Genomic DNA, 26,542 nt, shown 5'->3' with positions numbered 1-26,542 from the left:
CCCCCCGCCGCGCATGCACTTCGCAAAAACCTGCCGCACGCCTTGGGCTAGGGTCGTCGCCAACAGGTGAAATTCAGACAGAACATGAGGGGTAGTTCGATGACAAACAGGGAGCAGCAGCAGCGAATGGGCAGGAGCCGGGGCTTGGCAGGCCTCATGGTTTCCACCGCCTTCGTCGCGATCTTCGCCGCCACGCCAGCATACGCGCAGGACACGGCGGCTTCGGCCAGCGAGGAACCCGCGCACGACATCGTCGTCACCGGCTCGCGCATCCGCCGCGACCGTGCCGCCGAGAGCGCACCTCTCGACGTGGTGGATGCCCAGACGATCACCGATCGCGGCTTCACCAGCGCCGCGCAGGCGCTGAACCAGCTTACTTCGAACAGCCCCATGCTCAATCAGGCCGACGGCAGCGGCAACGGCAGCGGCTCGGGACAGCAGTTCCCCAACCTCTTCGGCCTTGGCGCCGGACGTACGCTGACGCTGGTCAACGGCCGCCGCATGGTGACCAGTTCTTCGGGGCTCGGCGACGCGCAAGTTGACGCCAACATCATCCCGCTGGGCCTGCTCGACCGGGTCGAAGTGGTCCAGGGTGGCGGCGCGGCCGTCTACGGCTCCGACGCCATCGCCGGCGTGGTCAACTACGTGCTGAAGGACAAGTTCGAAGGCATCGAACTCGACGGCCAGAACGGCATTTCCTCGCGCGGCGACTTCCATACCTACAGCCTGCGCGGCACGGCCGGCACCAACTTCGCCGGTGGCCGCGGCAACGTGGCGATCGACGTCAGCTATGCGAAATCGCCGACGCTGATGTTCTCGGCCCGGCCACTTTCCGCGCTCGGCCGTCTGACCGTCAGCAATCCCGACGATACGGGCCCGAGCGACGGCATTCCGTCGGTCAAGGAACTGTTCGACGCGCACTTCTGGGAGTTCAATTCCAACGGCGTGCTGTTCAACACGCCCGCGCCGTTCACGCGCTTTCTCACCCAGTCGAACGGCACGCCGCTGCAATTCGATTCCAGCGGCAACGTGGTTCCCTACAACCCGGGCACCCAGGTCGGCATTCCGTTCTCAAGCGGTGGCGACGGCTATGCCTACCGCGACCTTGCGGGCCTGCGCACCGGGGTCGAGCGGTTCACCGGCAACCTTATCGCCCACTATGACGTGACCGATGCGATCAAGCTGCGCACCGAATTGCTCTATGCGCGCACCGAAGGCACCGAGATCCCGCAGGGCCAGAGCCGCACGATCCTGAACTACGGCACTTACGCCGGTCCGGTGATCTTCACGATCGACAATCCCTACCTGACGGACCAGGCCAAGGCCGCACTTTCGGCCGCGCGTCCGGCGTTCGCCGCAGGCGCGCCGCTGTTCCTCTCGAAGTACTTCAACGACCTCACGCCCGACAACACGCAGACCTACAAGACGGACACCTATCGCGCCCTGCTTGCTCTCGACGGCGACTTCTCGGCCGGTGAGCGCAATTTCTACTGGAGCGTCTCGGGCAGCTACGCCCGCGTCAACGGCAAGACGCGCGGCTGGAACGTCGACAACACGAAATACGCCAATGCCATCGACTCGGTGCTGTCCGGCGGCAAGATCGTCTGCGGCATCAATGCCGACGCCGACACCACCAACGACGATCCCGCCTGCGCGCCGATCAATCCCTTCGGCAACGGCAATGTCTCGTCCGCAGCGCGCAATTACGTGAGCGTGCGCACCGGCCAGGACTACACCAACGAACAGACCGATCTGCTCGCCACCATCGGCGGCGACGTGGTTCGCCTGCCGGGCGGAACGGTCAAGTTCAGCCTCGCCTACGAACACCGCGACGAGCAGGTTTCCTACACCCCGCTCGAAGCGAACCAGCTCGGCCTGTTCGAAGGCGGCACCATGGAAGTGGCGCAGAAGGCCGGTTACAACACCGACGAGCTTTCGGGCGAACTGCTGATTCCGCTGGTCGATCAGGCCATGAACGTGCCGATCGTGCGCCTGCTGGAGGCAAGCGCGGCCGGGCGTCTCGTCGATAATTCGATTGCGGGCAAGGAACAGGTCTGGGACCTCGGCCTGCGCTGGCAGCCGGTTGACGGGATCACGCTGCGCGTATCGCGCAGCCGCAATTTCCGCGCGCCGACGCTGGCCATGCTGTTCGCGCCCTCGACAACCGCGCTGGGCTCGGTCGGGTTCGACCCTTGCGATGCCGACCGTATCAGCAGCGGGTCCAACCCGTCGGTCCGCCAGGCCAACTGCCTGGCCGCATTCCAGGCCAACCCGAACTACGGCGTAGAAGCCGACGGCACCAACGCCGGGAAGAGCGCGGCCGAGCGCCTCGCCGCCTTCCAGGACCCGTCCGAGAACTTCGAGCGCGCCACGATCACCACTGGCGGCAATCCGAACTTGCGCAACGAGATCTCGGATACGTTCACTTACGGGGTCGTTCTCCAGCCCGCCTTCGTGCCGGGCCTGACGATCAGCGCCGACCGCATCGAGATCGATCTCAAGGACGGCCTCTCGGCCTTCACCACGGAGGACTTCACCTCCGCCTGCTACGACAACACGACCCCCGATCCGACCGTCTGCAGCGCCTTCACGCGCCTTGCGGCATCGGACGGCGTGAGCCCGGGCGGCACCATCGTCACCGGCACGACCACCACCTTCAATGCGGGCGTCGTCAAGTATCGCGGCGAAGTCTACGCGCTCGACTACACCTTCGCGCCGGGTGACATCGGCACGTTCCACCTCGGCGTGAGCGCAACGCACAATTCGCTGCTCACCACCTCGGTCACCGGCGAGACCTTCACGCGCACCGACAACACGTACGAGAAGCCGACCTGGGAAGGCCGTCTCAACCTCGACTGGAGCCGGGGCAAGGTGCGGGTGAGCTATCAGGCCTATTATCTCGACAAGACCAAGGCCGCATACGACGCGACGATCGAGAACAATCCCAATCCGATCCTCGACAGCAACCTGACCCACTCGATCTCGGCGCAAGTCGACCTCGGCGGCTTCTCGCTGCGCGCCGGTATCGACAACTTCACCGACGAAGGCCCCTCCTACCCGCAGATCGCCTACGGCGACATCCTCGGCCGCCGCTTCTGGATCGGCGCCAAGGTCAAGATGTGATCGAGGCTGCGGCGGTGACGTTTGGTCGCCACCGCCGCAGCTCTTCACGTTCCTTCCGAACTTTCCGGTAGATTACAGACCCATGGCCGAAAGCCCCCCCCTGACCACGACTTCTTACGCCGATTGGGTCAGGCGCTCGATCCTCAGGAACAGTTCGTCGCGCGACCTGCTCGTCGGCCTGTTCGAAAGCTCGGTGCCGGAACCGACCGAACTGCTGCGCGAGGTCCTGCTCGAAGGCTTCGGCAAGGGCGTGACCTCGCGCTACACAAGCACCTTCGTTCGCGGGAACCCTTACCTCGTGGCCGCGCTCGCGCGGGAATACGGCGTCGGCGAAGGCCAGGTGCTGACGACCACCGGGGCGACGGGCGCCTTGTCGCTGGTCTACCGCGCACTGCTGGCGCCGGGCGAACGCATCCTGATCGAAAACCCGGGCTTCGATCTGTTCGCCAATCTCGCCCATGCCACCGGCAATGGCGTGGACCGCTTCGAACGGCGCGGCGCGCGGTTCCAGATCGATCCCGTCGAACTTGAGGCGGCGATTGGGCCGAAGACCCGTCTCGTCGTGCTCAGCAACCTGCACAATCCCTCGGGCATGGCGCTCGATGACGAGACCTTCCGCGCCCTGGCTGAAATTGCCAACCGGCGCGGCGTCACGTTCGTATTCGACGAAGTCTACGGCGGCTATGCGGGCGAGGCCGCACGTCCGGCCGCCTCGCGCGGAATTTCTCCGCATTTCCTGTCCATCAGCAGCGTGACCAAGCTCTACGGTCTTTCCACCCTGCGCTGCGGCTGGATCGTCGGCGACGAGGCCACGCTCGGCCCGATCCGCGACATGGCGCGCGAAGTCGAATTCGCCATTTCCAACCTGGCGCACGGGATCGCCGCGCTGGTCGTCGAAAACCCGGCGCGGTTCCGCGAGAACACCTTTTCCGTGCTTGGCCGGGCGCGGCCGATCATCGAATCCTACCACGATCACTGGCGCGCGCAGGGCCTTGCCGAGGGCGACCTGCCCGAGCACGGCTGCATCGCGTTTCCCCGCCTTGTGGGCATCCGGGACACGCTGCACTTCTCGGGCTGGCTTTCCGATCGCTGCGGGGTACTGGTGGCGCCGGGCGACTACTTCGGCGCGCCCGGCCATATCCGGCTCGGCTTCGCAATGGAGCCATCGCGGCTGGATTACGGGCTTCAGGCGCTGACCGACAGCCTGCTGACCTACCGCGAAACCCACCGAAATACGGACACACGATGATGCCCACTTCGCCGAAGCCCTCGGGTCGCACCGAAAGAGCGCAAGGACGAGCGATGAAATTCGCCGCGATCGCGCTGCTGGGGGCATTGCAGGGACCTGTTCCGGTACTGGCTCAGGAGCCGGCGCCGGGACAGGTTCCCATCGCATTGAAGATTGCTGCCGAGATCAGTCCCCCTGGTCTGGGCCAGCATGTCCGCGTCGAGCTGGGAACTGTCCCTGTCTCAGCCGGCGCGGACACCACGCCCGCCACCGCCGGGTTCCTGTCCTATTCGCAGCCGCCCGCCCGCAAGAGTTCCGCGCGGAAAGCCTCCGGGCACGAACGTCCGGTCATATTCGCGTTCAACGGCGGCCCCGGCGCATCTTCGGCCTATCTGCAAATGGGCCTGCTGGGCCCCGCGCTCGCCCATGTTCCGCAGGACCCGGCGGCGCCCGGCCAGACCTCGACCGGAAACATCCCCGGGGCGTCGGCGCTCTACGGCCTTGCCGATGTGGTCTTCATCGACCCGCCGGGCACCGGCTTTTCCGAGCGCCCCAAGGGCGCGGCCGCCGCGCCGTACAGCACCGTCTCCGGCGATGCCCACGCCGCCGCGGACCTCGTGCGCCAGTGGCTCGCGGCCCATGGCCGCCAGAAAGCCCCGGTCTACATCCTTGGCGAGAGCTACGGCACGATCCGCGCCGTCGCCATGCTGGACGCGCTGGACGAGATGGGCCTTGGCGGCAACGTGCGCGGCGTCGTCCTGCTCGGGCAGGCGCTCAACATGATCGAGACGTCGCAGCGGCCCGATAACGTGGTGACTTATGCGGTCTCGCTGCCCACGCTCGCGGCCATCGCCTGCTACCATGGCAAGCTCAAGGCCCCCTGCACCGCCGAGGCGGTCACGGCAGAGGCCGCCCGCTTCGCCCGCGACATCTACTTGCCCGCGCTCTATCGGGGCCGCGACCTCCCGCAGGAGGAACGCGCGCGCATTGCCGCGCGGCTGGAGGAACTGACCGGCATTCCCGCCGCCTTCTACCTCGCCAACGACTTGCGCATTTCGAAGGAGCGCTTCCGCGTCGAACTGCTGCGCGGGGAAGGCAAGGTCATGGGCCGCTACGATGCGCGCTACCTTGCTGAGCGTCCCGCAACCGTGACCACGATGATGCCCGGCGATCCCTCGTCGCCGATCTCGGACATCTATGGCAAGGCGATGACCGACTACCTGGCATCGACGCTGAAAGTGCCGGATGCCGCAAGCTACAAGGTGCTCGCCCGCTTCGAGGACGAGTGGCGTTATGGCGGCGCGGATTCGCCTTTCGCGGACTGGCCCTTCATGGCCACGGTGGAACGGCACGCGCAGGCGAACACCTGCCTTCGCTTCTTCGTCGGCACCGGCCTCTATGACACCACCACCACGATCGGCGCGGCGGACTATCTCTTTGCGCAGTCCAGCCTGCCCACGGCGCGCTACCGCAACGCGCGCTACGTAGGCGGCCACGTTTTCTATTCGGACGATACCAGCCGCGCGCGGTTCCAGGCCGACCTCGTCCAGTTCATCAAGGCGGATCCCTGCACATGAGTGACCATACCAGCAGCCTGCGCAAGGGTATCGGCCTGTGGGGGGTCGTCTCGATGGGTCTCGGCACCGCTGTCGGCGTGTCGATCTTCTCCGCCGTCTCGCCCGCGACCGCGCTGGCGGGCCCGGGGATGCTGCTCTCGGTGCTGATCGCCGCGCTGCCGATGTATCTCATCGCCGTGAGCTATGCCTATCTCGGCTCGGCCGATCCGGTTTCGGGCGCGAGTTTCGTCTGGCCATCGCGCTATCTCAGCCCGACGCTCGGCTTCTTCATCGCCTGGATGCGGATCATCGCCAACATGGGTGCGATGGTCGTCCTGGCACTGGTGCTCGTGCGCTATGTCTCGCTGCTCGTGCCGCTTCCGGTAAAGCCCACGATGTTCGCGGTGCTCGTGCTTGCGCTGCTGGCCAATATCTTCGGCGTTCACGTCGCCGCGCGGGCGCAGACGCTGATGATCGGCGCGCTTATCGTGCTGTTCGGCCTCTTCGCGATCTGGGGCGGGTTCGGCGCGGCCGAACCGGCTCGCCTCGAACCGTTCCTGCCGCACGGCATCCACGGCGCAATCGCCGCCGCGCCGCTGCTGATGGGCCTGTTCTTCGGGATCGAGGCCGCGACCGAGGCCGGTTCGGAAGTCGCCGAAAGCCGCCGCAATATCCCGCTGGGCATTGCCCTTGCCATCGGTTCGGCGACAGTGCTCTACACCGCCGTAGCGTTCGTCGCGCTGGGCGTGCTCGGGCCGGAAGCGCTGGCGGGAAGCAAGGCGCCGATCCTGGAGACGGCACAGGCTTTCATGGGCCCGCTTGCCGTTCCGGTGATCGTTCTGGCGGCCATCGTCGCCATTGGCACCAGCCTCAATTCGATCTTCACGATGTTCAGCCGCAGCCTCTTTGCCATGGCCGAGGCGGGCGTGCTGCCGCGCGTGCTTTCGCAGGTTCATCCGCGCTGGCACGTGCCGCACATGGCGCTGCTGGCGGTCTTCGCGATCGGCTGCATGGGCCTGTTCATGCCGATGGAACTGACGTTCCTGTTTCTCGCCGTGAACATTCCCAATCTCGCCAAATATGCGAGCATCTGCTTCTGCGCCCTGCGCGTGGCGCGCGACCGGCCGGACCTTCACGCCAGCGCCAGCTTCCGCCCCGCGCGCCGTCAGATGATGATGCTTGGCGGCACTGGAACTCTCTGCGCGATGGGGCTGATCTTCGTCGGGCTTGAGACCGACTGGCGACCCTACGTCCTGCTCTTGATCTGGGGCGTGCTGGGCGCGGTCTGGTACTTCGCCAGGAGGAACGGCAGGGAAGCCTGACTTCCCTACCCATTTCTCCCGATCAGAACGCGAAGTCCTCGTGCACATCGTCGCCATTGGTCAGCGCCGCCTGCTTGGGCGCTGACGGCGGCACGCTGATTTTCGGCGCGGCGGCGAAGGGCTTCACGCCCACTTCGCTCCAGATCTCCGACGGGAAATAGACCGTCCCGCCCTTCACCACCATGGCCATGCGGTGCAGCGCCGACATGTCCTCCAGCGGGTTGCCGTCCAGCAGCACGAAGTCGGCGTACTTGCCCTTCTCGACCGAGCCGTAGGATTGATCGCGGTGCATGTAGCGCTCGGGGCCGAGCGTGCCGATGCGCAGCACATCGGCGGTCGGGATGCCCGCCTCGGCATAGATCTGCAATTCACGGTGGAGCGAGAGCCCGGTCTGGTCGTCGGTCCCGGGCAGCAGTGTGATCCCCCGGCCGTACATATCGCGCAGCAGCGCCTTGATGGTCACGAACGACCCATCATAGGCTGCCGCATCGGCGGGGGAGGCAATCGGCGCAATGCCCTGTCGGCGGTTGCGCTGGACGCCCACCGGCAAGTGATCGAAATAGCCCGCCACCGCCGGGCTGATCGTGCCATTGCGGCTCAGCATCAGCAGTTCGAGCGTGACCGCCGTGGGATCAAGCGCGATGTGCTTGGCCTGCATGGTATCGAGCGTCGCGGTGACGCGCGGCGAGTTCAGGTCCAGCCCGGCAGTGCGGCGCATGGCGGTAAGCCGCAGCGGCGTGCGCGTATCCTCCTTGGGATCGAGGACCCATCCCAGCATCAGCTGGTTGATATGGGTGACTTCATCGTAGCCCGCCGCGATCATCGCATCGGCATTGGTGAAAGCCGGGATATGTCCGGTGACGCCCATGCCGAGCCGCTTCGCCTCGGCGGCGACGGCAGGCACCCATTCGGGATGGAAGCTGTTGTAGATCTTCACCTGCCAGTAGCCGCGCGCGCCGTACCAGCGCACCGCGTCCAGCGCCTCTGCCTCGCTGTCGACGATGAACCCGTTGCGCGAGGAATAGGGGCTGCGCCCTTCGAGGAACCCGTTGCGCACGATGCGCGGGCCGGCAACCTCACCCTGCTCGATACGGCGCGTGAGGTCGATCAGGAACGCGTTGTCGTTGCCCATGTCGCGCACGCTGGTCACGCCAGAGGCGATGTAGAGCAGCGCGGATTGCAGCGAAACGTGCGCGTGCATGTCGTGGAGGCCGGGAATCACCACCCGGCCGGCACCCTCCACAGTCACTTCGCCGGGCGAGGCCGGGCTGCCAAGCGGTTCGATCGCGGCGATCCGATCGCCGAAGACCACCACGGAAACCGGATCGCCAAGCTTGCCGCTTGCGGGATCGAATACGCGGACATCGCGGATGCGGATCGGCGCGTCGTAGCTGTGCGCGACTTTCTTCTGGATCGCCGCGAAGCGCTCGGCCGAACGGGTTGCGGCGATGCGGCCCAGTTCGCCCGCATACGTCGCCAGATCCTCGCGCAGCGTGGCGTTCGTCGGCGAATAGGCGGCGACGAGGCGGCCCGCATCGTCGAGCAGGATCGCGCTTGGCGTCAGCCCGATACCCTTGACGAGATAGGCCTTGTAGGCGGTGCCGCCCAGCGTGACCGGCGCTTCCTCCTCAAGCGAGAGCGCGCCGCCGGGCGCGGCGGGAAGCGCATGGTGGGCATCGGCCAGCAATGCGCGCGCATAGATACCGAGCGAGAACGGACTGCCTTCCTGCGCGACATAGAGCGTGGATGTCTTCGCTTTCAGAGCCCCCTTGCCCGTCGTGTCGGCCCAGGACAGTGCCCCGCCTTTGGCCGTGAAACGCTCGTCGACGGCATTGCCGAAAGTCGACGTGCCGGTCAGCGTCCAATTGACGGGCACGCCTCCGGCCCCCAGCACGATGTCCTCGTGCATGGTCGGTCCGCGACCGTTGCTCTTGACGTCGTGGTCGATCGTGACGTGGTTGCCGTCGATCTCGGCATAGACGTGGCCGACGTTCTCGCCATTGTCGATCACGGCGAAGCGCTCGCTTTCGGCATGGAGGGCGGCGGCGGAAAGGGCGAGCGTGGAGCAGGCGAGCCAGCGCAGCGCGGCGGCATTTTTCGAAGGCATCAGGCGTTCCCGGATTGGTGCTTGGCGTAGATGTGGGCGGCGGCGGCAAGATCCTGCACCGCATGGCCGAGCGACTTGTAGAGCGTGATCTGTTCGCCGTTCTCGCGGCCGGCGACGCGGCCCAGCAGCACCTCGCCGATCTCGGCGACGATGTGCGCGTCGGTGACCAGTCCCGCCGATCTGGCGTTGAGGAACTCGGCCGCCGCATCGAGCGCGGAGGCGCGGCTGTCGGCAATATAGCGGCTGGTGGCGACGAGTTCGCCGTCGATCTCGACCGGCCCCGGGCCGCTCGATCCGACGATATTGATGTGGGTTCCGGGCCTGACCCACTTGCCGAACAGGATCGGCTCGCGCGCGCCGGTCAGCGTGCAGATCACGTCCGCCGCGCCCGCCGCCGCTTCAAGGTCGGCGCCCACTTCGACCGGCAGCCGGCCGCTCCAGCGGTCGACCACGGCTTGCGCCCGTGAGAGGTCGCGCCCCCAGATCAGGATGCGGTCGAAGTCCCGCACCAAAGGCAGAGCTTCCAGGTGCGAATGAACCTGCGCGCCGATGCCCACCAGCAGAAGGATCCGGGAATCCGCGCGCGCCAGCGCGTCGGTGGCGACGGCCGTGGCGGCAGCCGTGCGGATATGCGTGATCTCTTCGGCATCGGCGACGCAGACCGGCCGCCCTTCCGACGGTTCGAACATCGTCACGAGCCCGCGATGGCGGCGCACGCCGGGCTGGCCAGCTTCGGCGAAGACGCTGATCATCTTGGCGCCGAACATGCCGCTGTCGGATAGCGCGCCGGGCATCTGCGCGAATGTCCGGCCTTCGCCCATGTGAATCATCGTGCGCAGCAGTTGCCGCGTCTCTCCGCGCGAGAGCGCCTTCATGGCCTCGCGCACGACCGCGATGCAGGACGGATAGTCCAGCAAGGCCCGCACGTCTTCGGCATCGAAGACTGCCAGTTCGCTCCGTTTCATCTTATCGCCCCGCCCCCGATACCTCATGCGTTCAGCATGAACCTTAGCGCGGCCTTTGGAAATTTCTCACGCTTTGTTGCGTCAGGATGACAGATCATGGCATGATCAAACCAACAGAACACGTCAGGGAGCATAAATTTGCCTGCCGAACTCGACCGGCTCGATCTCAAGATCCTCGATCGCCTGCAGATAGACGCCACTGAATCCTCGAACGAGATCGCCGAGCGCGTGGGGCTCTCGCAGTCGCCATGCTGGCGGCGGATCCAGCGGCTCAAGGAAGATGGCTATGTGCGGGAGACCGTGGCCATCCTCGATCGCGAAAAGTTCGGCGAGAGCATGTTCATTTTCGCGCAGCTCAAGATGTCGCGCCTGTCCGACACCGAACGCGAACGCTTCATCAGCGCGGTCAACGCCACGCCGGAGATCCTGGAAGCCTATACGCTGTTCGGCGAGATGGACGTGATGCTCAAAGTGCTGGCTCCGAACATTGCCTGGTACCAGAACTTCACATTCCGGACCCTGCTGCGCCTTCCCGGAGTTGAGGATGTGCGCTCCACGGCAACGCTTTCCGAACTCAAGTGGACACACCGGCTGCCGCTGCCCTCGGCCCCCACCTGATCGTAGAACTCCCCCCGGTGAGGCCCGGCAAAAGTGTTTCGGGTGCATAATTCATGCACGCGGATGCGCACGACCTGCGACCTTTGCACAAATCCCACCGGCGCAGACTGTTAGCCTTGAACCATGACACGCCCTCGTTCGTTTCGCATCGCCCTTGGCGCCGCCCTGCTGGCCTCCACACCGCTGGCCGCCGCATCCACGCCTGAAACGCCCGATCTGACCGTTACGCTGGCCCCGCTCGCCGATCCGAGCGGCGCGCTGACGCGGATGAATGTCGTCATCCGCTTCGAGAATCCCCTGCACGACGGCGCGCTGGCCGCCATCGCCTTGACGGCCAATACGGTCGAGACCTCGGCCGCAACCATGGAAGGGCTTGTCTTCACCGACGCAAAAGGCGTGATCCCGGTTGCCGTCAACGACGCGCGGCAGGACGGCGACAATGTCGATCGCAAATGGACGCCGCAGCGTCCCGTGGAAGGGCCCGTCACGCTTGCCTATCGCGTTGCCATTGACCCGCATCAGCCCGAACTCGCCAAGCCGCAGTACGAGCTGCGCGCGGCGGACGGCGGACTCTCGGGATCGGGCAAGGCCTTCCTCGTGCTTCCCGCCGACGACAGGCTCCGCAATGTCTCGGTGCATTGGGACCTTTCGCACGCCGGTGCCGCTGCGCGCGGAATCTCCAGTCTGGGCGCCGGCGATGCCGTGAGCAGCCATCCCTTGCGACCCGCCGAACTGGCCGACACTTATTACATGGCTGGACAGATCGGCTCTTATTCCAAGGGCGCTTTCTTCGGCGCCTGGCAAGGCCGCTTCGGCTTCGAGGCACCCGAGTTGATGAGCTGGGCTGCGCGGCTTCAGGGCTTCTACGGGACCTTCTTCGACCAGCGCCCTGCCAGCTTCGGCGTCTTTGCCCGGACCAACAGGCTCAATCCCGGCAGCGGTATCGGGCTGACCGACAGTTTCGCCTTCACGTTCAGCGATACGACCCCGATCACCGATCTCCAGAGCCTGCTCGCGCACGAGATGGTCCATGCCTGGATCAATTCGCTGAGCGGCTCGATGGATGCTCCGGGCGGGCTCAATCTCTCGTGGTTCGGCGAAGGGCTTGCCGTTCACTACCAGCGCATGCTGCCCTGGCGCGCCGGGCTGATCTCGCAGCAGGCTTTCCTGGACGACCTCAATTCGACCGCCGCGCGCTATTACACGAATGCGCTGATCGCCATGCCCAACGACCGGATCGCAGACGGGTTCTGGAAGGACACGCGCATCCGCGTGCTGCCCTATGACCGGGGCTCGCTCTATTTCGCCAAGGTCGACGCCGATATCCGCCATGCCTCGCAAGGGAAGCGCTCGCTCGACGATGTGGTGCGCAAGATGCTCGCCGAGCGGCGCGCCGGAAAGCCGATGGACCTTGCGCTCTGGAAGCGGCTTCTGGGCGAGGAACTGGGCGCGCAAGGACTGGCCGATTTCGACCGCATGCTCGCAGGCGAAACCGTGCTCCCCCCGTCCGATGCCTTCGGGCCGGGCTTCGAGCGTGTGGTCAAGCCGCTGCAGCGGTTCGACCTTGGTTTCGATCCACTCGTGCTGGTGTCACCCGACCGCGTGGTCAAAGGCCTTGAACCCGGCTCCGCCGCCGCACTGGCGGGCCTGCAAAACGGCGACCGGATCCTCAACCGCTTTCCGCAGGACGCCCTTCAGGGGAAACAGGATGCCACCCTTACCCTTCAGGTCGAACGCGAAGGCCGTCGTTTCAGCCTGACCTACCGTCCGCGCGGCGAAACGGTCCCGGCTTATCAATGGCAAGCGCGGACCTAGCCAGCCGGACCGGCCGAACGATAGACGGCCGCCGGCAATCTCAGGCCACCTGTCCGCGCGCCAGCGCGGCAAGCACCTGCGCCGGGACCGTATAGACGGCGTGGCGCTGGGCGCCGCGATTGTGATGGTCGACGCGGAAGCCCTGATAGTGGCGGGTCACGAGGCCGGCCTTCACAAGTTCGGAGACCGCGCGGCTGACCGAGGTCATGCCCGAGATGCGCACGCGGTCGGCCACTTCCATGTCGACGAGTTGCTGTGCCTGCGCCGCATCCGGGGGCAGCAGGCCGCGCTCGGCCATGTCGCGGCGCACCGCCTCGACGGTCGCCTTGCGGTAGTGGTGGCGCGCGGCACTCGGCGCGATGGCGGCTGAGAGCCATTCGCGGATCGGCACGAGCTGTTCGCCGTCGCGCACCATCGGCCCCGCCGCACCGCCCCGGCCGGCGACGCGGGCGATGAGGTCCAGCACCATGAACGTATAGCGCGGCCGCGCCGAATGAACGGAGATCGTGCGCATGATCCCCGGCATGTCGAGCCCGCGTTCAGGGGCGGGCGGGCTGCTGAGCGGGAGTTCCAACATGGAACGAATCAAGCACAAGTGCGAATCCGTGGGAATCCACAATCTGCATGAGAGCGCGAATTTCCGCCACTTTTTCCATCTGTGTCACTTTACCCAAAGCCTCTGGTAAAGTGACATGGGTGGCAATCACCACTTCTGGAACTTCGGATCCGAATGAAATTCAGGCTGCTGGACCGCCTGCATCCTCGCTGTCGAGATCAGCGCCATGTGCGCGCAGGACTTCGACAACGCGCGCCATCGCCATGGCCAGCGGCTCGGTCTCGCCCATCAACGCGAAGCTGCCGCCCAGAGCAAAACTGCAATGACCGTGGACCGTCGCCACCAGCGAGCGCGAAAGGCGGGCCGCCTCTCCGTGTTGCGCTTCCGGCAGGACAATGGTGACTTCGCGCTCGACGATAGCCATCAGCCCGCTGCGACGCCGCGCCAGATCCTCGGGCATGGCCATCGTTTCGGGCAGGCGGTGCTCGTAGATGGCTGACCAGAGATTACTGCGCTGCGAGGCGAAATCGAAATAGCCTTCGACCAGCGCGCGAATGCGCTCGCTTCCCCGCGCCTCTGCAAGACGCTCCTCCAGCCACTGCGCCCAGAGGATGAACGTGCGCGTGTTGATCTCCAGCACCAGAGCATCGACGCTGCCGAAGACGTGCATCACCGTGCCCACCGAATAGCCGATGCGCTTGGCCACCTCGCGCGCGGAGAAGCGAGCAAAGCCGACTTCCTCCATCAACTGCTGCGCCGCATCGAGGATCAGCGCTTCCAGTTCGTCGCGGGTGTGGTCGGATCTTCTGCCCATGGCGGCGATATACCGCGCCAATTTAACAGCGTCTAATTGTTAAATCACGTCAGGTGTTCGCGGCCCCGTTCGCCATGATATGCGCCCCCGAAACCCAGCTTGCCTGCGGGCTGGCAAGGAACGCCACCACATCTGCGATCTCGCCCGCCGTGCCGATCCGGCCGAAGGGCGAGGCGTTTTCGAAGAACGCGCGGGTGGCCTCGGGCGCCTTGTCCATCATGCCCGGCGCTGTGGCGCCGGGGATCACGGTGTTCACCGTCACGCCCTTGCGGCCCAGTTCCTTTGCCCAGCTTTCGGTCAAGCTCTTGATCGCGACCTTGGTGGCCGAATAGACGCCCGATCCCGCCATCGGAAACTCGCTGAGACTGGAGGAGAGGTTGACGATCCGGCCCCCCTCGCCCAGCCGCCGCGCCGCTTCCGAGGCGACGTAGAGCGGCCCGCGCAGATTGACGCCCAGCATCCATTCAAGCTGTTCGTCATCGAGATCGGCCAGCGAACCGCCGCCGCTCACGCCCGCGCTGTTGACCACCACGTCGAGCCGTCCGAACCCCTCGTCGATCGCCGCGAACAGCGCCCGCACTTCATCGCGCCGTGCAATGTCGGCGCGGACGGTCATGGCCTCGCCGCCAGCATCGCGGATCATCTTTGCAGTCTCCAGCGCGCCCTGCTCGCTGCCGCTGTAATGGACAGCCAGCCGTGCGCCGTCCTGTGCCAGCCGCAGCGCGATGGCGCGGCCGATGCCGCGTCCCGCTCCCGTGACCAGCGCAACTTTGCCGGCCAGAACGCCCTCACCCATCATTCACTCCCTATCATTCGCCATTCGCGTCGGCGCGCCAAAGCCCCGCCGACGCGCAATCGGCCATCACCCGGCACAACAAGCCCTCGACCATGATCGAGGCATGGGTGAGCACATGCGAGGGGTTGCGGGCGAGCGTCAGCGTCCTGCGCAAGGGCGGATCGCCGATGGACGCGGTGCTGATCCAGCCCTTCTCTCTCGCGCCCGCCGCAGCACAAAGCGGCAGCACGGTCAGCGCCGCCGCGTGCTCCACCAGCGAGATCGTCGTATCGAGAGAGTCGATCTCATGCGCGATCTGCAATGTCAGACCCAGCCGCGCCGCGTCGCGATCGAGCAATTGCCGCAAGCCATGCTGCGGCCCGGGCAGTACCAGTGGCTCGGCGGCCAGTGCAGCAATTTCGACTTTCGCATCTGCAGCAAAGCGGCCGGATGGCCCCGCCAGAACCAGTTCCTCGCTCGCCAAAGTGCGGGTGGCGAGGTGGCGCAGCGGATGGACCTCATACAGAACGCCAAGGTCGATCTTCTCCGTTTCCAGCCAGCCGCGCGCCGCGCCGGAATAGGCCTCCACCAGCCGCAGCCGAACCGAGGGCGCCTGTCGCGCCAGTTCCTCAACGAGGCGCGCACCCACCACGCGCATCAGCGAAGGCGGCATCGCCAGGACCACCTGCCCGCGCGCATCGGCGCGCAAGTGGCGGGCATCGGCAACAGCCTGCTCTGTCGCATGGAGGATCTGGCGTGCCCGTTCGCGAAAGACATGACCCGCCTCGGTCAGCGTCACTCCGCGCGCGGTGCGCTCGAACAGCGAAAAGCCGATCTCGTCCTCCAGCCGCAGAAGCTGCTGGCTGAGCGAGGGCTGCGCAATGCCCAGCGATTCCGCGGCGCGGCTGATCGATGCGCTGTCGGCGATCTTGAGGAAGGCCTTGAGGTGTGCGGTGTCCATGAACGCGGATGCTATTCCGCCGCGATGCCGAGCGCCACACCGTCCGGAGCAGGCCGCATGTCCACCACCCAGCGCACCGAACGGCGCATCGGCTCAATTCCGTCGTGCGGCGAACCGGGCGGCATGTGGTGCGAATTGGCATAGACCGTCATCGGATCGCCGCCCGACAGCGAAACCAGCCGCTGCACGCCCGCCAAGGCAAACAGATCCAAGAGGCGCGAACGGATGGTCTCGGGGTAAATGCCGACGGTCTGGGTAGTGTCGTCGCACCACTTGAGCACGTCCGTAAGGTCGTCGACCGGCACGAAGTTGACCACGCGATTGGAGAGCTTGTCGTAGAATTCGACGCGGTCGCTGAACTTCGAAACGACGAAGCCGCCTTTCAGCGTGTCACCCTCCACGTGGTAGAAATCGTCCTCCAGCGCGACGGCCACCAGTTCGGCTTCCAACTCGCGGTTCGGTACCGTGAACGGCACCGAAAGCAGCGGCGGCAGCCGGTCATAGGCCGCGACCATCCGGCGGCCGAGATCGATCACCTTGTCCAGCGACGCCTCATCGCAATCGCTTTCGACATAGATGATGCGCGTGTTGGCGCAGGCGGTCTGGTTGTAGAACCCCGCCAATGTAGCAAGACCCACCGCCGCCTCGTCCATCGCGGCATCGCTCTCGAACGTCTCGCTGCCCACCATCGACATCGAATACTTGGGATTGAGCGCGGTCAGGTCGATGCCGGGCTGGAGAAACTTCTGGATGTGGCGCACCGAACTCATCCCGCCCCAGGCGGTGATCTTGTCGATGCGGCTGGTGCGCACGATCTGCGAGTCCATGAATTCGTCTCCGCCCTTCCAGTAGGCGACGGCGATATGCTTCGTCACCGGATGATCGGGCGCCAGACCGATCAGCGTGCGGGCGATGGCATTGGCGGTGAGCGGATCGTTGGACGGCGACTTGATGAGAATGTCGGACTTGGTGAGTCCCGCGCGTGCCACCGTCATCGCCGCCACTACCGGCACGTTCCCCGCCGTGATGTGAAGCTGCCGCGTACCGACCGCGCGGATGCTGACATTGGCATAATCGCCCTGCCCCGGCACCCAGCCATCGAGATGATCGAGCCCGATGGTCTTGTCGACCAGCCCCGTCATCATCACCGCATCGAACATCGCCGGCAGCGCGTCATAGACGCCGCGCAGGATCGGCTCGGCCAGCCCGCCCGCTTTCAGGGCGAGAGCGAAACTCTGCTGGAGCAGTTCGTTGTCCTCCAGCCGCAGGCGCTTGCCCAGTTCTGCCAAGAGGTCGATGATCTCACGGATCGGCGTATCGTGCAGGTCGCGCAGCCGCGCTGTATCGCCGAGCACAAGGTCGTGGATGTGCCGATGCGGATCGGCCTGCCGGAAATCCGCGCCTCCCCGTCCTTTGAACAGCACCGCGTCCTCACCCGGCATGATAACCCGGCCACGCGCGATGATCGGGATGTCGAGAGCGTCAGCCATGGGCAGTTCCATCACGCCTCTCCCGCCACGAATTCCATGAACTCGTTGTAGGCGGCCTGCGATCCGGCGCAGGTGATCTTGTCATCCCCGCCCTCGTTCTCGGCAAACCGGCGGATCGTCTTGGCGGCGCGCGGACCACCCCAGCCGCAGGGGCAGTCCTCCTCCCAGTGGATCGTCACTTCATCGCCCGACGTGAAGCCGCCCCAATAGGATGTCGGGATCGGGTCGACGAGCGCGAGCCGCCCTTTCTGGATCCCCTCGCGCGGCAGCGCGCGCCCTTCGCCGTCCATCAGCAAGGGCACGGTGTAAGGCAGGAAATGGAAGTATCCGTGCGAACACATCGGCGCATTGCCGATGCATTCGGAAAAACCGTACTGATTGCCCAGCCGGGCGACCCCGAAGAAGGCCTTCACCTGTTCTTCCCAGTCAGCGGGGGCATCCTTGTACCCCTTCATGCCGCCGCCGCCCTCGACGATGGAGCCCGCTGCGAACTGACAGGTCATGCCCTTGTCGAGCCCGGCGCGGGCCACGCGGTAGAGGTCCGCGAACGTGCCGCCGATCTTCACGCGCTGGCCCCGGAAGTCGTGGATCAGCTTGCCGAACCACGACTCCATGTCCGTCTCGCGCGTGCGGCCCTGCCGCATCATCGCCTCGCGCTGATCGAGCAATGCCGGATCGAGGCCAAGGCTCATCACCTCGCCCCGGTCTTCGGCGGCCTGCAGGCGTCCGGAAAGCGCCATCAGGTCGGCCGGGATATGGGTGTCGTAAAGCGTGTGGTAGTTGGCCTCGCCGCCCGCCATCTCGACATTGAACAGGCTCATCATCTTGAGCATCGTCTGATAGCCGCCGCGATAGCCGGGGAAGAAGGTCGGCAGCTTAGTGGTCCAGGGATCGACGCCGCTCGACGCGCGGTTGACGTTGAAGAAGTGGAATTTCCACGGACCAAGCTCGTCATAGGAACGCGGCACGAAAGAGAGCTTGCCGGTCGTCCCGCTCGAATAGGTCACCAGCATGCCATAGGCTTCGAGGCGGGCGAGCCACTGCTCGATGGTGGTCACGCCGGTAAGATCGACGCGGGTGAGGTCATGCGCGGTCAGCTTGTCCAGCCAGCCGGTGAGCTTTGCAAAATCGCGGTTCTCGATGATCTGGATCGGATAGTTCTTGAGCACGCGGTGATCGAAGCAGACCGGCAGGACATCCTCGATCCGATCGATCGCCTCCACGCCCTGCCGGTCTGCCAGCTTCTTCAGAGCCGGGATGCGGTCCCGCAGCTTCGCGAAATTGATCCGCACCGCTTCCAGTTGCAGCTTCTCGCGCTCCTCGCGCGGGATCGCATAGAGGTCCTCGAAACGGCGATAGGTCCAAGTGGCCGGATTGTCCGGCAGCAGGCTGATCGACATTGGCAAATCCTCTTCCGGTTTTTCTTTGCCCGCAGCTTATGCAAGCCTCTCCCGAGCCGGAACCTGCCGAGCCTTTCTGGCAGCCAGAGGATTTTCGAATGGCTGGGCGTCATTATCCCACAAATTGACGATATCTAGAAATTGTGGGATAAATGGGGATGGCCCGCGTCCGCCCCTTCTCCGATGAGCAGTCCCGCCTGCTGGTCAACTTGCGCCAGCGCTACGAGACATGGATCGAGGCCGAGCGCGACCTTGCCGCCCTGCCCTACGACCTGCGGCGCAAGACCGTGAACGGCCACGAATACCTTTACCGCATCTTCGACCGGGGCGGAAACGGCAAGAGCCTCGGCGCCATGACGCCCGAACTGGAAGCGCAGTTTGCCGACTATCACGAGACAAAAGCGGCGCTGAAGGAGCGCGTGCGCGCGCTGCGCCCGGCCCTTGCCGAAGCGGCGGCGCTCTACCGCGCGCTGCGGCTGCCGCTGCTGTCCTCCGACGCAGGGCCGATCCTGCGCGAATGCGACCGGCGCGACCTGCTGGGTTCGCACTTGCTGGTCGTCGGCACCAATGCCATTGCCGCCTACATGATCGAGGCCAATGGCCGTATCGAGCTGCCCGACGAGACCGAGGACTTCGACCTCGCGTGGATCGCGCTGGAAGCCGAGGAGCACGAGCGGCGGGTGTGGGACATGCTGAAGGCGGTCGATTCCACGTTCACCGTCAATGCCGAGCGCGATTTTCAGGCGCGCAATGCCAAGGCCTACGAAGTGGAACTGCTGGTGGCCCCGTCGCGCGCGGCGACATTGGGCGGGCGCGATCAGCCGCGCCCGGTGCCGCTGCCCGAGCAGGAATGGCTGCTGCTGGGGCGCCCGGTGGATCAGGTGATCGGTTGCCGCGACGGCTCTCCGGCCCGCATCGTCGCGCCCGATCCGCGCTGGTTTGCGCTCCACAAGCTCTGGATGGCGGCGCAGGCCAAGCGCAATCCGCTCAAGCGGCCGAAGGACCGGATGCAGGGTCTTGCCCTGCTAGACGCGGTGGCGGAAGCGATGCCGCACTATCCGCTGGACGAGGCCTTCATTGCCGCGCTTCCGGGCGAACTGGCGCCGTTCTTCGAAGAATGGCGGGGCCTCTCGCAAGCTGCCCCGCCGGACTGGTAAGGTCTCAGATGCTGGCCGAATAGATCGGCCGGCCGGGAACCGGCATCTCAGTGCGATAGACCGTGCCGGTGCTCGATTCGGTGAAATAGAGCCAGCGGTTGTCCGGCCCGCCATAGGCCGCATTGGTGGTATGTCGGCCTTCGGGCACATCGATCCGCAGCATCGGCTCGCCCCGGTTGCTGAACAGCCAGACCGCGCCGAAGCCGACGTGGCAGACGACCAGATTGTCGTCCTCGTCGATGGTCAGGCCGTCCGGACCCGAGCCGCCGGACATCTGGATATAAGTCCCCACCTTGCTCACCACCTCACCGTCTTCGACAAGCGGGCAGCGCCAGACCGCATTGGCGCGGGTAACGGCCAGGAACAGCGCGGTCTCCGCCTTGTTGAGCACGAGGCCGTTAGGGCTGGGAATGCCGCTCAGCAGCAGTTCGAGCCGGTCCGTCCCGGCGCGCACGCGGAACAGGCGGCCATTGGGATTCTGCCAGCCCGACTGGCCCTGATCTGTAAAGTAGATATCGCCGTTGCTGGCGATCGTGAGATCGTTGCAGCCGAGGAACGGCTCCAGCAGATAGCGGTCGAACCATGTCTCCACTTTGCCGGTGGCGGGATCGCAGATCACCATCCCCTTGTGATGGTCCGCCACCAGCAGGCGCCCATCCGCCAGGAACTTCATGCCGTTGGGCTGGCCGTCGTATTCGAAACCAAGTTCGCAAGTGCCGTCGGGCGCGATGCGGAACAGGCGGCCCCAGGGAATGTCCGTCACCCACAGGTTGCCCTCGGCGTCGAACACCGGACCTTCGAGGAATACCGGGGCCGGCGCGCCGTGCAGCTGCACCCGCGCCCATTCGGTGCTTTCGCCGAAACGGCGGAACTTGTCAGGAATGCGGCAGAACAATTCCGCCATGACGGCGGGCGGTGCAGCGAACATCTCTCTCTCCTGTTTCGGGGCATCGCTCCCACGGCATTGCGCCGATGGGCACGCCTCCTGCTTGGCGAAAGACCTATTGCCCATTGACCGTTCTGAAAAGAGGCTTCACCAAGCCATCAGACAAAAAAGTATACATAACTGGCTTGGAGAGGCGAAAACCCCATGAGTTCCCGTGAACTCGTATGCATTATCGATCCGATTCATCCGCTCGGCGTCGAACGGATGGAGCAGGCGCACGATATCATCGCTCCGGCGAACTGGCGGGAGGACCCGCGCCTTGCCGAAACCAGTGTGATCGTCATCCGCACCAGCCCGCTGGGGCCCGAGGTTTTCGGCGCGATGCCGCGCCTCAAGGCCATCGTGAAGCACGGTGCCGGGGTGGACAATATCGACATTGCCGCTGCCACCGCGCGCGGGGTCATGGTGGCCAATACGCCGGGCGGCAACAATTCCACCGCCGTGGCCGAAGGGGCCGTCTCGATGATACTGGCGCTGCTGCGCCGGACTCGCGAGATGGATACACTTGTGCGCAATGGCCGCTGGGACGAGCGCTGGGCCGTCCGCCTTGGCGACCTGACCGGCGCGCGCGTCGGCCTGATCGGCTTCGGCCGCATCGCTCGCTGCGTGGCGCAGATCTGCGGCGCCGGTTTCGGTGCGGAAGTGGCCGCTTTCGATCCCGTGGTTCCCGATGAGGACATCCGCGCTGCCGGGGTGGAACCGCTGCCGCTGGCGGAAATCCTGCGGCGCGACGTGATCTCGATCCACACCCCGCTGACCGACGGCACGCGCAATCTGATCGATACGGTGGAGCTGGGCCTGATGTCCCCCCACGCGATCCTCGTGAACTGTTCGCGCGGCGGCATTGTCAACGAAGCCGCGCTCGCCGACGCACTGAGATCGGGCCAGATCGCCGGTGCCGGCATCGACGTGTTCGAGGCCGAGCCCCCCGCTCCCGACAATCCGCTGTTCGCCCTGCCCAATTGCCTGCTCTCACCCCATGTCGCCGGCGTTACCGAGGCCGGAATGCGCGACATGGCGCTCAATGTCGCCCGCGTGGTGGCGCTCGTGAGCCGTGGTGAGCGGCCGGAAACCCTGCTCAACCCGGAGATTTTCGCATGACTGCCCCGCTCAAGTCCGTGATCTATCGCAGCATTCCCAGGCCCGATCCCGCGCTGGTCGCGCGCGCCGCGAAGTTCGGTGTGGCCGACCTCCACGAAGGCCTGGGCGAGATCGCCGGGCGCATGGGCCTGATGAGCCCCGCCATGGTCCCCATCGCCCCCGGCCAGAAGCTCTGCGGCCCGGCCGTCACCGCGTGGAATTTCCCCGGCGACAACCTTGCCATCCATGCCGCGCTTTGGGTTGCCGAGGCCGGAGACGTGCTGGTCCTGACCAATGGCGGCGGGCACCAAGGTGCACTTTGGGGTGACGTTGCCTGCACCTACGCGAAACAGAAGGGCCTTGCCGGCACCGTCGTCTACGGCGCCACGCGCGATGTCGATGCGATCCGTGAGCTTGGCTACCCGGTCTGGTCCACCGCCGTCTCCGTAGAGCATCCCAAGAAGCGCGGACCGGCCGCCGTCAACGTGCCGATCGTTGCCGACGGCGTTCAGGTCGAGCCCGGCGATCTCATCGTCGGCGATTCCGACGGCGTGCTGGTGATCCCGCGCGCACTCATCGAACAGACCGTCGCCAAGGCCGAGACCCGCGCCGCCGCCGAAGTCGAATTCCGCCGCCGCATCGGCGAAGGCGAAGTGCTGTTCGAGATCCTCGGCATGGACGAGATCATCGCCGACCTCGGCATCGAAATCCACGACGGCGCCTTCAACGACGCCGCGTCTTAAGAACGTAAAGGCTGCACCTGGGGAGGGGACCGCAAGGCGGTCCAGCAGGGGCGACCGGGCCGACAATTCCGCCCATTGGCCCGGTCGCATCCTGAAAACAGGCCGGAAACAAAAAGACTGCATGCGCCGGGCCGAAATCCGCGCATCGCGAAGGAAGCAGGAGAGAGACAATGGCAGGCAAGCAGATGCATCTGGTCAGCTTCCAGATCCATTCACCGATCAATCACACCGTGCTCAGCTGGGCCGCGCCCGGGGACAACCGGCTGGACGCGATGGCCGATCTCAAGGCGTGGCAGGACCTCGTCCGCACGCTGGAGCGCGGCAAGTTCGACGGCCTGTTCTTCGCCGATACGCCCGGCGTGTTCGACCGCTATCGCGACAGCCATGAAGACGCGGTGAAGTACGGCATCTGCTGGCCCAACCACGATCCCGTCGTGCTGCTCTCCGCGCTCGCCGCCGTGACCGAGAACCTCGGCCTCGCAACGACGATGTCGACCAGCTCCTACCGCCCGTGGTCAATCGTGCGCCAGCTTTCCACGCTGGACTACCTGTCCGGCGGCCGCATCGGCTGGAACATCGTCACCGGCCACTTGCGCGGCGAGCACCGCGCGCTCGGCCACCAGCAGCTCGATCATGACCGCCGCTACGATGCCGCCGACGAATACATGGAGATCTGCTACCGCCTGTGGGATTCGATCGGGGAAGGCGCCGTCCTCGCCGACCGCGAGGCGGGGATCTACGCCGATCCTTCCAAGGTGAAGTTCGTCGATTTCGACGGCGAGTTCCACAAGTGCCAGACGGTCGGCCCGGTGCTGCCCTCCCCGCAGAAGCGCCCGGTGCTGTTCCAGGCGGGCACCTCGGGGCGCGGCCTGCGCTTCGGCCTTGAGCATGGCGACGTGGTCTTCGCGATCCAGCCCAACCTGCCCGGCATGCAGCGCTATATGAACCAGTTGCAGGAAGCCGCGACCGGCCTCGGCCGCAAGGCGCCCGGCGTGCTGTTCGGCGTGCAGCCGATCCTTGGCGGCACCGAGGAGGAAGCGCAGCGCCACCTTGACGATCTGGTCGAGCGCCTGCCACTCGACGGCTGTCTTGCCCGGCTTTCGGGCACGATGGGCGTCGATTTCTCCGGCATCGAACTCGATCAGCCGATGCAGGAACAGGCGACGCAGGCCTCGCAGGGGCTGATGAAGGCCTTCACCTCGGTACTGGGCGACCGCCCCTTCACCTTGCGCGAAGTGGCGATCAAGTGGGGCCTTTCGGTCGGCATGCCGCAAATCGTCGGCACGCCCGAGCAAGTGGCCGACAAGCTGGAGCAGATCTGGCGCGAAACCGGCTGCCACGGCTACAACCTGACGCCCACGGTCATGGCGTCCTCCGTCACCAACTTCGTCGATGAAGTCGTGCCGATCCTGCAGAAGCGCGGCGTCTTCCGCACCGAATACGAAGGCACGACGTTCGCCGCCAACCTCGGCCTGACCTGATGGCCATAGCAAAGAAGGCCCATAACATCGCCCAGCTGCGCGCCCTTGCCCGGCGCCGGCTGCCGCGCGCGATCTGGGAGTTCATGGAGCGCGGGACCGAGGACGACCTGCTGATCGGCCGCAATGTCTCAGCCCTGCAATCGCTGCACCTCACGCCGCGCACCTTGCGCGATGTGTCCGCGCGCTCGGCCGAAACCGTGCTGTTCGGCCGCCGCCAGCCCCTGCCCCTGGTGATCGCGCCGACCGGCATTGCCGACCTCATGTGGCACCGGGGCGAGCGCGCCATCGCCAGTGCCGCCGCCGCCGCGGGCATTCCCTTCACCCAGACCACCAGTTCGACCACCAGCTTTGCGGATATCGCCAAGGTCGCCCGTGCCGGTCACTGGATGCAGATGTACTTGTGGGAACGGCGCGAGCTTTCGTGGCAAGTGGTGGAAGCCGCCGGGAAGCACGGCGCCGACGTGCTGGTGCTGACCGTGGATACCCCCGTCTGGCCGCTGCGCGAATTCAACCGCCGCGCCGGAATGTCCAACCCGGTCCGGCCCAACACCCGCCTCGTCAGCGATTTCCTGCGCCGCCCAGGCTGGCTCGCCTCGGTCATGGGGCGCTACATGCTGGAAGGCGGACTGCCACAGTTCGCCAACTATCCCGCCGAAGTCGGCGGCCGGATCACCGGCAAAGTCGCGCGCGTCACCAATTCGGCCTCGGTCGACTGGAAGGACGTGGACGAGCTGCGCCGCCGCTGGCCGGGCAAGCTGGTGGTCAAGGGCCTGCTCCATCCGGACGACGCGCGCCGCGCGGTCGAGCGCGGGGTGGACGGCATTGCCGTATCCAATCACGGGGGGCGCAATTTCGATTCCTCGCCGCCTGCCATCGATGCCCTGCCCGCCATTGTCGACGCCGTGGGCGGCCGCGCCACCGTGCTGTTCGACAGCGGCGTGCGGCGCGGGGCCGATGTCATCAAGGCCATCGCGCTCGGCGCGGATGCGGTGATGATCGGCCGCGCCACGCTCTACGGCTGCGCCGCCGCAGGACAGGCCGGCGCGGCCCATGCGCTGGCCCTGCTCGCGAACGAGATCGACGTGGCGATGGCCATGTTGGGGATCACCCGGCTCGATGAACTGGACAGAAGCTTCCTTGGTTCGGGCAGGAGCGCTATGCAGCCGTCAGCGGTCTTCGAAGGAACCTGATGACGTTACCTGCTTCCAGTTCAAATTTGGCCAGCTCGGGAGCGGCCAGCCAGCGCATCGCCGACATCCTTGCCGAGCGTATTCTCGCGGGCGAGATCGCCCCCGGCGCGCGCATCAAGCAGGACGAACTGGCCGCCGAACTGGAAACGAGCCGCATCCCGGTGCGCGATGCGCTGCGCATGCTGGAAGCGCGCGGGCTTGTCGTCATGCGGCCCAATACCGGCGCGCGCGTGGCCAGCCTGTCCCTGCGCGACCTTGAAGTGTCCTACGAGATCCGCGAGCGGATCGAGCCGCTGCTGCTCGCCGAGAGCATGCCGCACCTCACCGACGGCGATTTTGCCGACCTCAAGCGGGTGATGGAGCGCAACGAACAAGTCACCGACATCGACGAGGCCATTGCGCTGGGCCGCGAGTTTCACTGGATCACCTATCGACGGCACGAGACCCCCCTTCTCGCGCAGATCGTCGAGCGCGTCTGGGACACCACGCAGAGCTATCGCCGCGCTTACCTGAAGCTTGCCTTCGCCAGCGGCAGCCGCACGCACGACGTGGAGCACCAGTTGCTTTACGATGCCGTGATCCGGGGCGAGGTCGAAACCGCACAGGCCGCGCTCGTCCTCCATATCCGCCGAACCCGCATCGGCTTGCAACGCCACGCCCACCGCTTCCAGTCGGTGCAGACGGCGGCGGACGAAAGCTGATAACCGGGGCCAGAACGATGGGAGTCTGATCGGGCGGCAGCGTCCGGTCGTTCAGCATCCGCACGAGTTTGCCTGCCTCGATGGGGACCGCGCGCTTTCTTCCTCCACAGTCGCCAGCCCGGCACCGTGCGCCGCTTCAACGAAGCCGATGCTGACGAGGCCGTCGCGGATCACCAACGACGCGAATATGGCCTGCGAAACGACGTGCTGGGCGGGATCGCAAACGCCAGCCAGGCGCCGCCGCACGGTGGGAACCCCTCACTCCCTTCGTGGGCCTCTGGCAGTCGGCCATCGGGCGTGAGTTGGGGACTTTCGGCCTTGATGCGTTCCGGGATCCACGCACGATGCCGGCTCGAATCGCCCCCCTGAATCGCCTTCGATGATTCGCCGGCCATCGAATGAACGGGAGCCAAACACGCTTGCTGCCCGTTTGGAAAAAAGGGCTCCAGACATGCCAGCCCCCAAGATATTGCGTCTCAAAGGGGGTGGGTGGCACTACAAACAGGAATATAGG

21 protein-coding genes are annotated in these 26,542 nt (G+C 65.8%); 12 read left to right on the top strand and 9 right to left on the bottom strand.

Annotated elements, in window-relative coordinates:
* The first annotated feature begins 144 nt into the window (after positions 1-144).
* The 4 genes from EDF56_RS22170 (at position 145) to EDF56_RS22155 (ending at position 7,229) form a co-directional block, all read left to right on the top strand.
* Positions 145-3,123: a TonB-dependent receptor gene (locus EDF56_RS22170; RefSeq protein WP_243652778.1), complete on the top strand. Its 2,979-nt coding sequence runs from the start codon at positions 145-147 to the stop codon at positions 3,121-3,123.
* A gap of 82 nt (positions 3,124-3,205) precedes the next feature.
* The gene (locus EDF56_RS22165) at positions 3,206-4,372 is read left to right on the top strand and encodes a pyridoxal phosphate-dependent aminotransferase (RefSeq protein WP_132391671.1); all 1,167 of its coding nucleotides are present in this window, start codon (positions 3,206-3,208) and stop codon (positions 4,370-4,372) included.
* A gap of 53 nt (positions 4,373-4,425) precedes the next feature.
* Positions 4,426-5,928 carry a septum formation initiator gene (locus tag EDF56_RS22160; RefSeq protein WP_132391669.1) on the top strand — a complete coding sequence of 501 codons (1,503 nt, stop codon included), beginning with the start codon at positions 4,426-4,428 and terminating at the stop codon, positions 5,926-5,928.
* Positions 5,925-7,229 (top strand): amino acid permease, encoded by a 1,305-nt coding sequence (locus EDF56_RS22155; protein ID WP_132391667.1) that lies wholly within the window; start codon positions 5,925-5,927, stop codon positions 7,227-7,229. The genes EDF56_RS22160 and EDF56_RS22155 overlap by 4 nt, the downstream gene beginning before the upstream one ends.
* 22 nt (positions 7,230-7,251) lie before the next feature.
* On the opposite strand, the gene EDF56_RS22150 is transcribed toward EDF56_RS22155, so the two are convergent.
* On the bottom strand, positions 7,252-9,336 hold the full coding sequence (locus tag EDF56_RS22150; protein ID WP_132391665.1) for an amidohydrolase family protein: 2,085 nt from the start codon (positions 9,334-9,336) through the stop codon (positions 7,252-7,254).
* A complete protein-coding gene (locus EDF56_RS22145) occupies positions 9,336-10,301 on the bottom strand; it encodes an ornithine cyclodeaminase family protein (protein WP_132391663.1) in 966 nt (321 codons plus the stop codon). The genes EDF56_RS22150 and EDF56_RS22145 overlap by 1 nt, the downstream gene beginning before the upstream one ends.
* Positions 10,302-10,439: 138 nt before the next feature.
* Between EDF56_RS22145 and EDF56_RS22140 the strand changes: the two genes are divergently transcribed.
* Together EDF56_RS22140 and EDF56_RS22135 are read left to right on the top strand one after the other, a co-directional pair.
* On the top strand, positions 10,440-10,919 hold the full coding sequence (locus EDF56_RS22140) for an Lrp/AsnC family transcriptional regulator (RefSeq protein ID WP_132391661.1): 480 nt from the start codon (positions 10,440-10,442) through the stop codon (positions 10,917-10,919).
* Between the two features lie 123 nt (positions 10,920-11,042).
* Positions 11,043-12,734 carry a peptidase M61 gene (locus EDF56_RS22135; RefSeq protein ID WP_132391659.1) on the top strand — a complete coding sequence of 564 codons (1,692 nt, stop codon included), beginning with the start codon at positions 11,043-11,045 and terminating at the stop codon, positions 12,732-12,734.
* Between the two features lie 40 nt (positions 12,735-12,774).
* On the opposite strand, the gene EDF56_RS22130 is transcribed toward EDF56_RS22135, so the two are convergent.
* The 6 genes from EDF56_RS22130 to EDF56_RS22105 all read right to left on the bottom strand — a co-directional run bounded on the left by EDF56_RS22130 (position 12,775) and on the right by EDF56_RS22105 (position 18,730).
* Positions 12,775-13,311, bottom strand: a complete 537-nt coding sequence (locus EDF56_RS22130; protein ID WP_132391657.1) for a hypothetical protein — start codon at positions 13,309-13,311, stop codon at positions 12,775-12,777.
* A gap of 160 nt (positions 13,312-13,471) precedes the next feature.
* On the bottom strand, positions 13,472-14,104 hold the full coding sequence (locus EDF56_RS22125) for a TetR/AcrR family transcriptional regulator (RefSeq protein ID WP_132391655.1): 633 nt from the start codon (positions 14,102-14,104) through the stop codon (positions 13,472-13,474).
* 49 nt (positions 14,105-14,153) lie between these two features.
* Positions 14,154-14,900: an SDR family oxidoreductase gene (locus EDF56_RS22120; RefSeq protein ID WP_165912331.1), complete on the bottom strand. Its 747-nt coding sequence runs from the start codon at positions 14,898-14,900 to the stop codon at positions 14,154-14,156.
* A 13-nt stretch (positions 14,901-14,913) separates the two neighbouring features.
* On the bottom strand, positions 14,914-15,840 hold the full coding sequence (locus EDF56_RS22115) for a LysR family transcriptional regulator (RefSeq protein WP_132391651.1): 927 nt from the start codon (positions 15,838-15,840) through the stop codon (positions 14,914-14,916).
* Between the two features lie 11 nt (positions 15,841-15,851).
* The gene (locus EDF56_RS22110; protein ID WP_165912330.1) at positions 15,852-17,330 is read right to left on the bottom strand and encodes an acyl-CoA reductase; all 1,479 of its coding nucleotides are present in this window, start codon (positions 17,328-17,330) and stop codon (positions 15,852-15,854) included.
* 11 nt (positions 17,331-17,341) lie between these two features.
* Entirely contained in the window at positions 17,342-18,730 is a 1,389-nt protein-coding gene (locus tag EDF56_RS22105) for a hypothetical protein (RefSeq protein ID WP_132391647.1), read from the bottom strand.
* Between the two features lie 158 nt (positions 18,731-18,888).
* Here EDF56_RS22105 and EDF56_RS22100 point away from each other — a divergent pair, with 158 nt between their 5' ends.
* A complete protein-coding gene (locus EDF56_RS22100; RefSeq protein WP_132391645.1) occupies positions 18,889-19,887 on the top strand; it encodes a GSU2403 family nucleotidyltransferase fold protein in 999 nt (332 codons plus the stop codon).
* 4 nt (positions 19,888-19,891) lie between these two features.
* On the opposite strand, the gene EDF56_RS22095 is transcribed toward EDF56_RS22100, so the two are convergent.
* Positions 19,892-20,815 carry an SMP-30/gluconolactonase/LRE family protein gene (locus tag EDF56_RS22095; protein ID WP_132391643.1) on the bottom strand — a complete coding sequence of 308 codons (924 nt, stop codon included), beginning with the start codon at positions 20,813-20,815 and terminating at the stop codon, positions 19,892-19,894.
* A 162-nt stretch (positions 20,816-20,977) separates the two neighbouring features.
* Here EDF56_RS22095 and EDF56_RS22090 point away from each other — a divergent pair, with 162 nt between their 5' ends.
* The 5 genes from EDF56_RS22090 to EDF56_RS22070 all read left to right on the top strand — a co-directional run bounded on the left by EDF56_RS22090 (position 20,978) and on the right by EDF56_RS22070 (position 26,028).
* Positions 20,978-21,934 (top strand): hydroxyacid dehydrogenase, encoded by a 957-nt coding sequence (locus tag EDF56_RS22090; protein ID WP_132391641.1) that lies wholly within the window; start codon positions 20,978-20,980, stop codon positions 21,932-21,934.
* Positions 21,931-22,656, top strand: a complete 726-nt coding sequence (locus tag EDF56_RS22085; RefSeq protein ID WP_132391639.1) for a 4-carboxy-4-hydroxy-2-oxoadipate aldolase/oxaloacetate decarboxylase — start codon at positions 21,931-21,933, stop codon at positions 22,654-22,656. The genes EDF56_RS22090 and EDF56_RS22085 overlap by 4 nt, the downstream gene beginning before the upstream one ends.
* A 170-nt stretch (positions 22,657-22,826) precedes the next feature.
* A complete protein-coding gene (locus tag EDF56_RS22080; protein ID WP_243652777.1) occupies positions 22,827-24,137 on the top strand; it encodes an NtaA/DmoA family FMN-dependent monooxygenase in 1,311 nt (436 codons plus the stop codon).
* A complete protein-coding gene (locus tag EDF56_RS22075) occupies positions 24,137-25,327 on the top strand; it encodes an alpha-hydroxy acid oxidase (protein ID WP_132391637.1) in 1,191 nt (396 codons plus the stop codon). The genes EDF56_RS22080 and EDF56_RS22075 overlap by 1 nt, the downstream gene beginning before the upstream one ends.
* A gap of 26 nt (positions 25,328-25,353) precedes the next feature.
* The gene (locus EDF56_RS22070; protein WP_243652776.1) at positions 25,354-26,028 is read left to right on the top strand and encodes a GntR family transcriptional regulator; all 675 of its coding nucleotides are present in this window, start codon (positions 25,354-25,356) and stop codon (positions 26,026-26,028) included.
* The last annotated feature ends 514 nt before the right edge of the window (positions 26,029-26,542 follow it).

This window comes from Novosphingobium sp. PhB165 (assembly GCF_004341845.1).
Taxonomy (GTDB): Bacteria; Pseudomonadota; Alphaproteobacteria; order Sphingomonadales; family Sphingomonadaceae; genus Novosphingobium.
This window is presented reverse-complemented; position numbering and strand designations above follow the sequence as displayed.